This is a genomic window from Mangrovimonas sp. CR14 (assembly GCF_011764015.1).
Classification (GTDB): Bacteria; Bacteroidota; Bacteroidia; order Flavobacteriales; family Flavobacteriaceae; genus Mangrovimonas; species Mangrovimonas futianensis.
Window position 1 is genome coordinate 347,131 of record NZ_JAAFZY010000003.1, and the last position, 13,325, is coordinate 360,455.

The following is a 13,325-nucleotide window of genomic DNA, read 5'->3' on the forward strand; positions in this document are numbered from 1 at the left end:
TATTTGGGTTGTTTGAACACCTATTTAAAGCTATTTTTAGACTTTCTTTGTTGGTTTTTCTACCTTTAGTTTTGGCTTCAATAAATCTTCAATAACCTTAATGCCATTTTCAGGCTTATTTGAAGTTTCTAAAAACTGAACAAACTCTTTAGAAAATGATTGCCTTCTTATTTGCCACCATTCTTGAATACCTTCCAAATAGAAGTAAGAAATGATTGTGTTTTTATTACTCACCCATAACCAGGGCTCTAGAACTTTCATCTTATTCTGATAATACAAATTTTCCCAAATTCGAAACATTTGGATGTATAAAAAATTAGAGGTTCTTTTGTCTTCTTCGTTCAATTTGCTCCATGACTTCGTTCCTTTTTCAAATAGTTTTCCTAAATCCCTATCCATAATCAATTGATTTAGGAATTCCCGATTGGAGTTAGCAAAAGAATCGTAAAAATTAGAACGGACTGCCTGGGTGTTCTTTTTAATTTCGATGGCCAGAAAAATAACCGAAATGATAACACCTATGGAAGTCAATAAATTAATGAGCAATTCTAAAGTCATGTCATCCTTTTTAAACCAAGCCTTTAATCACCTCAAAACAAGAGATTTGCAAAATCACCTAATAAAGATAATTAAAAGAAATAGGATATACTATAAACTGATGCATATACAAGGATGTTACAGTGAAAATGGAGTTAATTTTTATATCGGTAATGTCCTATAATCCTAAAATCAAAAAGACAATCCTCCAAAACTTGCCCTTTACCAATATTATGGACAATCAAAGGTCTCTTCCCATCGATCGATGTTTTATCTACCACTATACCAATATGGGTTATGGCCCCTCCCAAATTCCAACATACAATATCTCCAGGTAAGTAATCTTGCCCCTTTTGAGATATTGGCAATTCCGTGCCCATCCGATTAAAAAAGGTCATCAAATTAAGCACCCTTCTATGATCAATGTTCCTATCAGTTGCTGTTAATCCCCAAAGTTTTGGATATTCATTAAAATGAATTTTCATATCCTCATGTACTTCTTTTTGCAAGTCTACACCCATTTTTCTATATGCCCTAATTATCACATCAGTACAAACCCCTTTATCACTTGGAACATCGCCATTGGGATAATCAATTGAAAAATACCTAGGGTCATAAGTAACCTGCTGTTTGGTTAGTTCTAAGGCACAATCAGATAAGTCCTTATGGTCTGTTTCAGTTTGTGAAAAGCCAAAATTGAAGAGAAAAAGGATGGCTATAAGCCAAAGTTTTTTTCTTAAACTTTCTTTTATTAATTGAGCCATTCTATCTAGAAATATCTTCATCGCAACTACTTACTCAGCTTTAATATTCTCCAAGCACCCTGAACTACCAAAATAAATACAATGGTTCCTATAATTAAATCGGGTTTATTTGATTTTAACCAATGTACCAAAAGACCTGCCACAATCACACCTAGATTGATAATGACATCATTAGATGTAAAAATCATACTCGCCTTCATATGGGCTTCTTCTTTGCTTTTTGATTTTTGTAGAATGTAGAAACATAGACCATTGGCAATAAGCGCTAAAACCGATACAACTATCATGGTTGAAAAATTTGGTAAATGTTCCGCCCCCAAGAAACGCCTCAAAACTTCAACAAAACCGATAACCGCCAAAAACATCTGAAAATATCCAGCCAGTTTGGCAATTTGTTTTTTTCTAACTAAAGACCCTCCAACGGCAAACAAACTAATGCCATAAACAAAACTATCCGCCAACATGTCAAGACTATCTGCCACCAATCCCATGGATTTTGAAACCAGACCTGTGATCATTTCTAAAATGAAAAAAGTAAAATTGATAGCTAGCACCATCCACAATACCCTTTTTTGATTGGTGTGTTCCCTTATCTCTGTTTGGTCAGATGTTTCAGTGGAAAGAAATTTACTTCCCAAGTTAAGTTCATCTATACTTTTCTTTATAGAATCTATTCCCCCATGGTGGAAAACGGTCAAAATTCTATTTGGAATATCAAACTCCAAATGGACTAAACCAGTCATCCCGTCCAATTTCATTCGAATTAAATTTTCTTCTGAAGGACAATCCATTTTTGATATTTCAAATACGGTTTTGTTCATGGTTTTTAGGTCACATCTAAATTCCAAAATTTATATTCCCAATAAATCCCATTCCAAAAAAACCATCTGTATCTAACCCTCTATCAATTGGACTTACCCAAAGGGATCCCTACCGAAAAAAACAAACGTAATTTATTAATCCCATTAACATAGGATAAATCCAAATGAACTGGGCCTAAAAAGGAATCATATGATAGAGTCGCCCCCCCTGTAATTAGTAAACCTGAATTTAAATTGGTATGCCAACTTGTTGTTTGGTTTGAAAAGTTTTCAAAATATTCTTTAAACCCTTCATATCCCAAGGAGGCCAAATGAAAATGTGGTGAAAAATAAATATTTCTGGTTGGCTCCCATTGTAACCCAACAGACCCCATGATCACTTGACTGGCAAAAATCTCTGTTTCATATAACCCAGGGAAAACAAAATTATCGGGTATGGGACTGGGATTATAACCTCCTAGAGAATATTGCGATGATATACCAAAATCGGCATAAGAGATTTCATTGTCGTCCAATTTGTTGATTATAGTAAAATATCCCGATCCTGAAAATAAAAATGCTAAATGCCTGTCCAGATGGATGCGCTTTTCAAAATGGGCTCCAAACTTTGTAAACCCGTTGGTTGAACCTTCATTGATTGTCTCAGAGGCGTTTGTACCTTGAATCCTGATATGGCGCCATAAAGAACGTTTTATAAAAGCGTTTATAAGGGTTCCTCTTTTAGGAAAAAACACACTTTCCATACTGTTAGAAAAGAAATGTACCCCAGCTTCTAAATTATGAAACCCATATTTGCGAAGACCTAGGACATTATCTCCCAAATCAGGATCTGTTTTGGGTCGCAAATAGTCATATTGATGTTTTATCCCAAAACCCACATAACTTTTAAAGGGAAAGAGGTTTCTATTGAATTGGCTTTGAAACAAAACAACATCGTGATTCACATCATCAGCTCTCCTACCCTCGATGTAAACACTTTCATTTAGTAGCTGTCCCAACAAATCCGTTCGCCACCACCAATTTTTTTGTACTCCAAAAATCTTTTGATGTTGTAACCTTAAACTAGGTTGTTCTGCAATATCTATTGTTACCAAAGTTCTAGAAGCTTTACCTATGATGTTTCTTCCTGTGTAGTTCATAAGTAAACCCACACCTCTGTGAGTATCATAATGTAAAGCTCCTTTTACGGTATGTCTTGACCGCTCCAACCCTTCCAATTCAATTCCCAAACTGTCTTTTTTAACCAACGGATTAAAATAAATGGCATCAAAGAGGTTCGTGCCCATTAATCGGTTGATTCCTGAGTTTAAATCATTTACGTTATAGGTCTGTCCTGGCTCAATTCTGATGCGAGCCCGCACCAAATCAAGGTTGTCTCTAGAAATATTTTTATAGACGATGGTATCTAAAGTGAATTTTGGAGCTATTTTAGGCAAGTTAGGACGAGGTTTGGGATACTTCTTTAAAATCTCGGACAACTGCTCCAAAGCATCCATATTTTGAATCAGAGCTTCTTTCCCCTCCACATAAATTTCATTGGCCTTTACAAAATCTCCTGTGGAATAGGTTAAGTGTTTTTCATGATTCAATAAAATATCACAAAGTGCCCTATTCTCTTCTACAATTAAATTACTAGTAAGCATACTTGTTTGAAAAATAAGCTTAATCGGGTCACTTAATTTATCTCGAGTTAACATACCGCCTCCTACATCACTACCAATGATAATGTCGGCACCCAGGCTTTTTGCTATATCCGTAGGGAAATTGTTTAAAATACCTCCATCGACAAGAAGCGTATTTTCAAATCTTACTGGTTTAAAAACTGTTGGAATAGACATACTAGCTCTCATAGCTTGAGCAAGTGATCCGCGATCTAAAACAACTAATTCTCCATTGACAATATCTGTGGCTACAGCACGGTAAGGAATGGGCAAATCATCAAAAGAGTCGATTCGATATACGGGATAGGTTAATTGAGACAAAAATTCACGGAGTAGTTGATCATTGAGAATGGCCGGATTGATATTAGGTTTTCCATTCACTAAATTCAATTCGAAAAGATACCTGCCAAACTCACTTTTCTCCTCAACACCAACACTAGATAATAAGGTTTTCCCTCCTAGCAGCTTTCGCCAATTAGCCTGATGAGCAATTTGAGAGATGCTGTCACCAGAATATCCCATGGCATACAAGCCACCTACAATACTTCCCATACTTGTACCTACAACAAAATCTGGTACAATATTCAAGGAATCTAAAGCTTGAAGCAAAGGGATATGAGCAATACCCTTAGCACCTCCACCACTTAAAACTAGAGCAATTTTAGGTTTCCGGTTTTCAGTTGTTTCAGGCATTTTGAAATCCTGACCCCATATTTGTAGACTGGCGAAAAAAATGCCCCATATGATAAGAGATTTCGAGCCTATTAAAGATTTTATTCCACGGTTCATGAATTGGAAGCTGTTAATGTAAAACTTTTTGATGTTTTAGCCAGTTTACTTATTTAGCTTTCACGCTTGTTTACAATTCAATACTCTCTCCTATATCCAACAGCATCAAATCTTTCCCTTTATCAAAAAATTTTCTTTTGGCCTCTTCATGGTCTATTTTAATATACCCAAAAGTATCGAAGTGATATCCAAGCACCTTATCGCACTGTACAAAGTCACTGGCAATTATGGCATCGTCCACACCCATTGTGAAATTATCTCCGATAGGCAAAATGGCCAAATCCAATTGGGTGCGCATAGGAATAAGTTTCATATCCATGGTCAGCGCAGTATCTCCAGCAATATAAATATTTTTATGTTCTCCTTCAATCACAAAACCTCCTGGTTGTCCACCATAACTTCCATCTGGAAATGAAGATGTATGATGTGCAATAACATATTTAACCACCCCAAATTCAAAATCCCAAGCTCCTCCATGATTCATAGGATGAACCTCAAACCCTTTATTTTCATAATGACTTGCAATCTCAAAATTTGAAACGATAACGGCATCAGTTTGTTTGGCTATGGTTTCAACATCCAGAATATGATCTTGATGTGCATGGGTTAATAATATGTAATCAGCCTTTAGGTTTGAAATATCGATGTTTGCAGCCGCTTCATTGGCAGAGATAAAAGGATCTACTAAAATGTGGACATCTCCAACTTCTATTCCAAGACTAGCATGACCGTAAAATGTAATTTTCATTAGGTAAGTGTTTAATTGAAGATTGAAAATACAAAAAAACTCAAACAAATCCTTGAATCTGTTTGAGTTTTCAATCCCCAAAATATGAAGTCATTTATACACTTCATTATGTTGATAAAGGACTTACCAACACCCTAATATACGACTTATAAAACTGAAAAACAATATTTTAACTTTTCCCTACAAAAGATGTCCTACAGCCAACAGAACACTTAATAAAAAGGTTGAAAGAGCCAACTTTTTAAGTTCCTTGTCTAACTTAACAGGTTCAATACAGTTGTGTACCGTCTTCATGTGGATAATCAACGGAATATAAGCAATAAAAAAAATAAAATTGTAGGGGGAATTATAATATAAAATTCCAAACAAAAAAGAGAGACATATAGCACCACCGACCAAGAACATATGATACCTTTTTGCCTTTTTAAATCCCATTTTTACAGCCATCGTAATTTTGTTGGCTTTTTTATCAGACTCTATATCCCTTAAATTGTTAAGGTTTAAAACCGCAGTACTTAAAAAACCTATAGTGAATGCTGGTAAAATAGTAACGTGGTCTATTTGTTTTGCAAAAAGCACATAAGCACCAATAACACTTAACAATCCAAAGAAGATAAAAACAAAAATATCACCTAGGCCTCTATAACCATAAGCATTACCACCTATGGTATATTTCAAGGCAGCATAAATGGATAACATGCCCAAAACCAAAAACAATAAACCCAAAAGAAAATACTTCGAACCAAAAGCCACATAAATAGTAAAAACGGCTAGAAAAATACTGATCAAAATATTAATTCGGATAGCAAAAAACATACTCGTAGGGGTTATTTCCCCACTTTGAATGGCTCTTTGTGGTCCTATTCGGTCCAAATTATCAGTTCCCTTCACGCCGTCACCATAATCATTGGCCAGATTAGACAATATTTGAAAACTTAATGTAGTCAATATTGCCATTGTAAATACCCCCCAATGAAACAGGCCATTATACTCAGCTAAGGAGCCAGCTACAATAATACCTGATACAGATAGAGGTAAAGTTCTTAACCTAAGAGCAGATACCCAGGTTTTAAATGATGCCATAACAATCGATTTGGGTTCCTATGGAATGTATTTTTTATCAAAATTTGGTTTACGCTTTTCCAAAAAGGCATTTCTTCCTTCAATGGCTTCGTCGGTCATGTATGCCAATCTAGTAGCTTCTCCTGCAAACACTTGTTGGCCTACCATTCCGTCATCTGTTAAATTCATTGCAAATTTCAACATTTTAATAGACAATGGTGATTTGCCTAGGATTTCCTGAGCCCATTCATAAGCGGTAGCTTCTAATTCATCATGTGGAATAACTGCATTGACCATACCCATTTCATAGGCGTCTTGTGCTGAATAATTTCTTCCTAAAAAGAAAATTTCCCGAGCCTTTTTTTGTCCGACCATTTTCGCCAAATATGCCGAACCATACCCCCCATCAAAACTAGTAACATCAGCATCGGTTTGCTTAAAAATAGCATGTTCTTTACTAGCCAAGGTTAAATCACAAACGACATGCAAACTATGTCCACCTCCAACAGCCCATCCTGGTACCACAGCAATCACCACTTTTGGCATGAAACGTATTAGACGCTGAACCTCCAATATGTTTAAACGATGGTAACCATCTTCTCCAACATAACCTTGATGACCTCTCGCTTTTTGATCACCTCCACTACAAAAACTCCAGATGCCATCTTTAGAGGATGGCCCTTCTGCCGACAGTAAAACAACACCAATATTGGTATCTTCATTAGCATCATAAAAAGCGTCATAAAGCTCACTTGTTGTCTTGGGTCTAAAGGCATTCCTGACATCTGGTCTGTTAAAGGCAATTCTTGCTACACCACCACATTTTTTATAAGTGATGTCTTCGTATTCTTTGGCTATTTTCCAGTCTGCTACACTCATTTTTTTTATTTTAGCCAAAAATAAATGTTTTTACCAATATAGCTCCCTAAGCATGAAAATTTATACATTCTTGACTCTAATTTTAATGGGGTCTTTTTCACTTTATTCCCAAAAATATGAGTTCACACCTATAATCGATCTAGATGCCACGGAAGTGGTTAGTCAAGGCATCACAGGAACCTGTTGGAGCTTTTCCACAACCTCCTTTTTGGAAAGTGAAATCATTAGGAAGACGGGTAAGTTTATTGATCTCTCAGAAATGTACTCAGTTAGGCAAACCTATCCTAAGAAAGCCTGGAATTATTTAATGAGACAAGGCAATGCTCAGTTTAGCCAAGGTGGTTTGGCACATGATGTTATTAATAGTGCTCGTGATGCTGGATTAGTTCCGCAAGAAGTTTACACCGGTTATTTAAACGGTCAAACAAAATACAACCATATTGAACTGGAAGAGGTATTAAAAAATGTATTGGACACCTACATAGAAAACCCAGCCAACACCTTATCTCCAACTTGGAAAACGGTTGTAGAAGGTATTCTAGACTCCTATTTAGGAAAACAAGTGGAGTCCTTTACTTTTGAAGGTACATCCTACACGCCAAAATCGTTTATGGAAATGGTGCAAATAAACCCTGATGATTACATCAGTTTTACAAGTTTTACTCACCAACCATACAATTCGAAATTTATTCTAAATATTCCAGACAATTTTTCAAATGGCAGCTTTTACAATCTACCTTTAGATGATTTGATGCAAGTAATTACTCATGCCTTAGAAAATGGTTATACAGTTGAGCTAGATTGTGATGTAAGCGAAAAAACCTTTTCTGCCAAACACGGTGTCGCTGTAATTCCTGAAGATGAAAGTATGAACAAAGAGATTCTTACTGAAATTAGATCAGAAAAGACTATTACCCCAGAATTCCGACAACAAGAATTCGAGAATTTCCACACAACAGATGACCATTTAATGCATATTACAGGTTTAGTCAAAGACCAAAAAGGAAATACTTATTTTAAGGTTAAAAATTCGTGGGGAACTGATGAAAGCCGTGTTACTTATGGCGGTTATGTGTATTTTAGCGAAGCTTATATGAGGTTAAAAGCCATATCCATTTTGATTCATAAAGAAGCCTTACCTAAAGGGATAAAACAAAGATTGAGCATTCAATAGAAACTAATAATTTTTTAAAATTCTCTTAGTGTTAAATTAAACTAGTTTGATTTGTAATTGGAAGATAAATATTACTTTTATAATCCTTTTGATTAACTAGCTAAACTAATATGACCGTTAAAAATAGCGCCTTAAAAAGCGATATTCAAAACAGTTTTAAATTGAGTATTGGAACTGTTTATTTTTTTGAGAATTACTTACTTACTGAAATGGATGAAGGTGCAAATGTAGACCTCATAAATGGCCAAGAATTGATTTACGCAATTCGGGAGCATTTTTCTGATGGCCGACCATATGGTATGATTTGCAACAGAATAAATTCATTCTCCATCAATTTATTAGATCTTGAGAAATTACATAACGCCGCCAACGGATTAGTAGCAAGAGCTATAGTGACTTACTCCAAGCAATCGGAAAAGGCTATAGAACTTGAAAACCACTTCTGTTCATTTCCCAACAAAAAACAGTTTAAATCCTTATTATCTGCTGACAAATGGGTTCAAGAACAGCTAAATCTATTTAAATTAACTAATAAAATCCCTAGACTAAATAAATTCCATCAGGCTTAATCTCAATCAATCGCTGTTTGTACAATGAGCCGACAGCCTTTTTGAAGCTCTTTTTACTCATTTCCAATAATTCTTTTATTTCTTCTGGATTTGATTTATCGTGAAGTGGTAAAAAGCCACTGTTATCATTTAAGACATCCATAACTTTTTGGGCACTTGGTTCAATATTTTTATAACCTATAGGCTGTAATACAATATCCAATTTATTGTCATTTCGTACCTTTTTCACGTAACCCTTTAATCGATCACCAACTTCTACATCACCATATAAATCATCTTTATAAATTAAGCCCGAATGCAAGTTGTTAACCACCACGACCATTCCCAAATCTGTAGGATGGGAAACAATTAAATCTACTTCCTGAAACTTTTCAACTGTTAGTTGGGTATTGTCCAGAAACTTATTGGTTTTGCTTGAAGCTACCAAGCGATCGGTCTTTTCATCGAGATAACAATGAACAAAATAATAATGACCTGCTGTCATTTTAAATACTTGTTCCTTAAAAGGACAGAACAATTCCTTGACCAAACCCCAATCTAAAAAGGCCCCGTATTGATTCACTTGATTACAACGTAAAAGACCAAATTGATTTTTAATGATATATGGTTTATCGGTGGTAGCAACAATTCTCTCTTCGTTATCTAAATAAACAAACACCTCTATTTCATCCCCTATTTCAAATGATTGAGGAACATATCGGTTAGGCAAAAGAACTTCATTATCTTCTTGGTCTCCTAAAAACAATCCTGGCTCTGTATCCCTTAATATAGTGAGGGTATTGAATTCTCCTAAGTGTATCATGTGGCAAAGGTATAACGAATTAACTTACCGAAAATAAAAAAGCGCCACAACTTGTGACGCTCGTATCTTAATTTTATAAACGCTCCCTAATAAACAGAAGACTTATTAAAATGTTTTACCAATAAATAATACACTACTGCTCGATATTTATTGCGATTTGAAACACCATATTGTTCCATAACTTTAGCTATTGCCTCATCTAATTCTGGTCCATCTTTCAAACCAAGTTTCTTGATTAAAAAATTGGTTTTAACACGTTCAACTTCCGAAGCATCAGACCCAGAAACCGTTGAGGAATCAGCATTGTAGATAGATGGGCCTAAACCTATGGTTACTTTTGTCAAAAGATCCATATCTGCAGTTTCTCCAATTTTATCTTTAATATCGGCTGCATATTTTTCAATTAGTTCATCTCTTTTACTCATTTGATTATTTTTTAGATTGATAATAACTTTAAAATTACATAATTAAAAACCCAAACAAAAAGGAATTGATACTTGTAACATTTATTTAATATACTTGAAGTAATTCAGAAGAATCTCATCGTTTAAAGTTCGAGGTGTAAAAATTTCCAGAAGCTTTGTTTTATTTGATTCACTATAGAAACTTTCAAGTTCGTTTTTTAGTTCGGTTTCGTCTTGAGCTGAATGATAATCCAAACCATACATGGCACATAAATGTTGGGCATTTAGTTGATGCTTGGTTTCAAAATAGGTGTCAAAGTTATCCGTATTCTTTTCCCCCGGAAGAATTCTAAAGATACCGCCGCCGCCATTATTAACTACTATAATCCTAAAATGGTTGGGAATGTAATTATTCCAAAGTGCATTACTGTCGTAAAAGAATCCCAAATCACCCGTAATAAAAGTGGTTGGCCTATCATTAGCCACTGAAAAACCAACAGCAGTACTTGTTGACCCATCAATACCGCTAGTTCCTCTATTGCAATACACATCTATAGTTTCATCCATATTGAACAACTGGGAATACCTGATTGCTGAACTATTACTAATCTGTAAACTACTTTTCTTTGGTAATTTATTTAATACCCAATTAAAAGCCTTAAAATCAGAAAAAGGGATGTCTTGAAGATAACTATCATGCCTTTCCAAGCGTTTTTTCTTTACTTCCTTCCAAATAGTCCTGTAGTTACTCTTTTTAAAATGTGTCAACTTAGGTAGAAATTCAGAAAAGAAATGATTCGGCGTGGTTTTTATATGGTTATCTAAACAGAAAAAAGTATCGTTTGCTTGATGCAAATCAATATGCCAATGATGTTTTGGTTGGTAATTTCTTAAAAATGCTTTTATTTTTTTCGACACGATCAGCCCACCAAAAGTCACCAAAATATCGGGTTGTAACTCTTGAAATTCTGCCTCATTTAAAGGAGCAATTATAGTATCGATACTAGGAAAAAATTCGGGATGATGCAGGTTTGAGGTTGTTTCGGTAAATACCAAAACACTTTGGTCTGAAGCTAATTCTTCAAGCCACTTTTCTTCAATACTATTAGGTTGATTTACACCAACCAAAATCATTTTTTTTGAAGCATTACTCCAATCTTCCAGAAGCCCCTTTAATTCAGATTGGTCTATTCTTTTGGGTTTTGTTTCAAGTTCAACAACCTCAGGTTGTACACTCAATCTCTCTTCGGTTAAATACAAAGGTTCCTCAAACGGAATGTTGATATGAACAGGTCCTTGTAACGATATACTTTTATTAATAGCTATGTTTATTTCATCTACATTCTCTTCATGAATGGCTTGTTTTAGTCCCAATAATCGCTCCAGTTTGTTTTCAATATTTTTGATTATAGCTGGCTCAGTTTCATCCAAATGCTTTGGTTTCTTTTCAGAGCTTACTTTCAAATTAGCAGAATATAAAATGTGATTTTCATAGACATTTTCCTGATTGATGGTCTGTCCATCTCCAATTCCTATTAAATAATCGGGCCTATCTGCAGATAAAACAACCAAAGGAATATGACTGTAAAAAGCCTCTGCAACAGCAGGATAATAATTTAATAACGCACTTCCCGACGAACAAACTACAGCTACAGGATGTGTTATTTTTTGGGCAATTCCCATGGCAAAGAAAGCAGCTGAACGCTCATCCACGATACTATAACAAGTAAAAAAAGGATCATTGGTAAAACCAATGGTAAGAGGTGCGTTACGGCTACCGGGTGAAATAACAATATGTTGAATATTTTTAGCCTTACAAAGTTGAATTACTGTTTGGGCTAAAGGGATTTTGGGATAAATCATGTAATAGAAAAAATGGTCGCACAAAATTACAGAAACTTTGGGGCAAATGGTACAAATAACGCCTAATTATTCATAATTCTTTTTCGATAAAACTTTTCATAAATCCCCTTGAACCCTCTATAAAAGACCCTCATATTATATGGTGTTTACAGAGGTTATCAGTATCTTTACAAGGCTTAATGAAATCCCAAAATGAAGGCATACAAACCTAAAAACAGACTTTCTGCCCAAGAATATATCAATGGTATTTTAAACGGAGATCGCGTCATACTGTCTCGCGCTATTACCATCATTGAAAGTAGCTTGGAAAGCGACAAAAAGCTAGCAAAAAAAATCATTCAAGGTATTTTGCCAGCATCAGGAAAATCACTCCGAATTGGGATTACTGGAGTCCCTGGTGTAGGTAAAAGCACCTTCATTGAAGCATTTGGAAAATTCTTGATTAAAAACGGGCATCGGGTTGCCATTTTGAGCATTGACCCAAGTAGCCAACGTTCTAAAGGGAGTATTTTGGGTGATAAAACTCGAATGGAGGAACTTAGCGGGATGGATGAAGCCTATATCAGACCTTCAGCATCTGGAGAAACCTTAGGTGGTGTTGCCAATAAAACAGCAGAAAGCATGTTACTTTGTGAAGCTGCTGGTTATGATATTATTTTAATTGAAACCGTAGGTGTTGGTCAATCGGAAACAGCGGTGCATGGAATGACAGATTTCTTCCTATTATTAATGTTGGCTGGAGCTGGTGATGAACTCCAAGGGATCAAAAAGGGAATCATGGAAATGGCTGACATGGTTGTTATTAATAAGGCCGATGGGGACAATATAAAACAAAGTGACAGAGCCCGAATTCAATACCAAAATGCATTACATTTATTTCCACCTGCAGCATCTGGATGGACACCCGTGGTAACCAAAGCTTCTGCTTTAAAAGGCATGGGTATTGAAACTATTTGGGAAGAAATCCTCAAATTCAAACAACAGGTGACAGAAAGTGGCTACTTTGAGAAAAACCGAAATCATCAAAAATTGCGCTGGATGTATGATAACATCAATGAAGATCTCAAACAACTCTTCTATGGAAACCCAGAGATTTCAGAACAGTTAATTCAATTGAAAAAAGAAGTTCTAGACTCTCATATATCTCCTGTTGAGGCCGCACAACTTATATTGAATAGCTTCAAAAAATCTTTATAATAAAAAAAACCCGATACTTTTCAGTACCGGGTTTAATTTTTAGGTTTTATTGAAA

At 35.3% G+C, this 13,325-nt stretch carries 13 protein-coding genes; 3 read left to right on the forward strand and 10 right to left on the reverse strand.

All coding sequences use genetic code 11. The features are described from left to right. Positions 1-36: 36 nt before the first annotated feature. From GZ212_RS07550 to GZ212_RS07580, 7 genes are all read right to left on the reverse strand, one after another. Positions 37-558, reverse strand: coding sequence for a hypothetical protein (locus GZ212_RS07550; protein WP_166958674.1), 522 nt, complete (start codon positions 556-558; stop codon positions 37-39). A 134-nt stretch (positions 559-692) separates the two neighbouring features. Next, positions 693-1,322 (reverse strand): DUF1287 domain-containing protein, encoded by a 630-nt coding sequence (locus GZ212_RS07555; RefSeq protein ID WP_240923783.1) that lies wholly within the window; start codon positions 1,320-1,322, stop codon positions 693-695. A gap of 5 nt (positions 1,323-1,327) precedes the next feature. Then, the gene (locus GZ212_RS07560) at positions 1,328-2,122 is read right to left on the reverse strand and encodes a cation transporter (protein WP_166958676.1); all 795 of its coding nucleotides are present in this window, start codon (positions 2,120-2,122) and stop codon (positions 1,328-1,330) included. A gap of 83 nt (positions 2,123-2,205) precedes the next feature. After that, the gene (locus tag GZ212_RS07565) at positions 2,206-4,476 is read right to left on the reverse strand and encodes a patatin-like phospholipase family protein (protein WP_166958678.1); all 2,271 of its coding nucleotides are present in this window, start codon (positions 4,474-4,476) and stop codon (positions 2,206-2,208) included. Positions 4,477-4,642: 166 nt separating this feature from the next. Further along, complete coding sequence (locus GZ212_RS07570) at positions 4,643-5,320, reverse strand: metal-dependent hydrolase (protein WP_166958680.1); 678 nt, start codon at positions 5,318-5,320, stop codon at positions 4,643-4,645. A 180-nt stretch (positions 5,321-5,500) separates the two neighbouring features. After that, the gene (gene menA / locus GZ212_RS07575) at positions 5,501-6,403 is read right to left on the reverse strand and encodes a 1,4-dihydroxy-2-naphthoate octaprenyltransferase (RefSeq protein ID WP_166958682.1); all 903 of its coding nucleotides are present in this window, start codon (positions 6,401-6,403) and stop codon (positions 5,501-5,503) included. A gap of 18 nt (positions 6,404-6,421) precedes the next feature. Then, the gene (locus GZ212_RS07580; RefSeq protein ID WP_053972620.1) at positions 6,422-7,261 is read right to left on the reverse strand and encodes a 1,4-dihydroxy-2-naphthoyl-CoA synthase; all 840 of its coding nucleotides are present in this window, start codon (positions 7,259-7,261) and stop codon (positions 6,422-6,424) included. Between the two features lie 52 nt (positions 7,262-7,313). Here GZ212_RS07580 and GZ212_RS07585 point away from each other — a divergent pair, with 52 nt between their 5' ends. Together GZ212_RS07585 and GZ212_RS07590 are read left to right on the forward strand one after the other, a co-directional pair. Then, positions 7,314-8,435 (forward strand): C1 family peptidase, encoded by a 1,122-nt coding sequence (locus GZ212_RS07585; RefSeq protein WP_166958684.1) that lies wholly within the window; start codon positions 7,314-7,316, stop codon positions 8,433-8,435. 110 nt (positions 8,436-8,545) lie between these two features. Then, entirely contained in the window at positions 8,546-9,004 is a 459-nt protein-coding gene (locus tag GZ212_RS07590) for a hypothetical protein (RefSeq protein WP_166958686.1), read from the forward strand. Here the strand turns inward: GZ212_RS07590 and GZ212_RS07595 are convergent. The 3 genes from GZ212_RS07595 to menD form a co-directional block, all read right to left on the reverse strand. Further along, positions 8,976-9,806, reverse strand: a complete 831-nt coding sequence (locus GZ212_RS07595) for a S1 RNA-binding domain-containing protein (RefSeq protein WP_053972617.1) — start codon at positions 9,804-9,806, stop codon at positions 8,976-8,978. The two genes, GZ212_RS07590 and GZ212_RS07595, sit on opposite strands and share 29 nt — an antisense overlap. An 86-nt stretch (positions 9,807-9,892) precedes the next feature. Further along, the gene (locus tag GZ212_RS07600) at positions 9,893-10,231 is read right to left on the reverse strand and encodes a DUF2853 family protein (protein WP_166958688.1); all 339 of its coding nucleotides are present in this window, start codon (positions 10,229-10,231) and stop codon (positions 9,893-9,895) included. Positions 10,232-10,312: 81 nt separating this feature from the next. Further along, positions 10,313-12,073: a 2-succinyl-5-enolpyruvyl-6-hydroxy-3-cyclohexene-1-carboxylic-acid synthase gene (menD, locus tag GZ212_RS07605; RefSeq protein WP_166958690.1), complete on the reverse strand. Its 1,761-nt coding sequence runs from the start codon at positions 12,071-12,073 to the stop codon at positions 10,313-10,315. 192 nt (positions 12,074-12,265) lie between these two features. Between menD and meaB the strand changes: the two genes are divergently transcribed. Next, positions 12,266-13,270 (forward strand): methylmalonyl Co-A mutase-associated GTPase MeaB, encoded by a 1,005-nt coding sequence (meaB, locus tag GZ212_RS07610; protein WP_053972614.1) that lies wholly within the window; start codon positions 12,266-12,268, stop codon positions 13,268-13,270. Positions 13,271-13,325: the final 55 nt, after the last annotated feature.

Bases quoted from the DNA above. Each gene is read 5' to 3' on its own strand.
- GZ212_RS07550 (WP_166958674.1), bottom strand. From the start codon at position 558: ATGACTTTAGAATTGCTCATTAATTTATTGACTTCCATAGGTGTTATC.
- GZ212_RS07555 (WP_240923783.1), bottom strand. From the start codon at position 1,322: ATGAAGATATTTCTAGATAGAATGGCTCAATTAATAAAAGAAAGTTTA.
- GZ212_RS07560 (WP_166958676.1), bottom strand. From the start codon at position 2,122: ATGAACAAAACCGTATTTGAAATATCAAAAATGGATTGTCCTTCAGAA.
- GZ212_RS07565 (WP_166958678.1), bottom strand. From the start codon at position 4,476: ATGCCTGAAACAACTGAAAACCGGAAACCTAAAATTGCTCTAGTTTTA.
- GZ212_RS07570 (WP_166958680.1), bottom strand. From the start codon at position 5,320: ATGAAAATTACATTTTACGGTCATGCTAGTCTTGGAATAGAAGTTGGA.
- menA (WP_166958682.1), bottom strand. From the start codon at position 6,403: ATGGCATCATTTAAAACCTGGGTATCTGCTCTTAGGTTAAGAACTTTA.
- GZ212_RS07580 (WP_053972620.1), bottom strand. From the start codon at position 7,261: ATGAGTGTAGCAGACTGGAAAATAGCCAAAGAATACGAAGACATCACT.
- GZ212_RS07585 (WP_166958684.1), top strand. From the start codon at position 7,314: ATGAAAATTTATACATTCTTGACTCTAATTTTAATGGGGTCTTTTTCA.
- GZ212_RS07590 (WP_166958686.1), top strand. From the start codon at position 8,546: ATGACCGTTAAAAATAGCGCCTTAAAAAGCGATATTCAAAACAGTTTT.
- GZ212_RS07595 (WP_053972617.1), bottom strand. From the start codon at position 9,806: ATGATACACTTAGGAGAATTCAATACCCTCACTATATTAAGGGATACA.
- GZ212_RS07600 (WP_166958688.1), bottom strand. From the start codon at position 10,231: ATGAGTAAAAGAGATGAACTAATTGAAAAATATGCAGCCGATATTAAA.
- menD (WP_166958690.1), bottom strand. From the start codon at position 12,073: ATGATTTATCCCAAAATCCCTTTAGCCCAAACAGTAATTCAACTTTGT.
- meaB (WP_053972614.1), top strand. From the start codon at position 12,266: ATGAAGGCATACAAACCTAAAAACAGACTTTCTGCCCAAGAATATATC.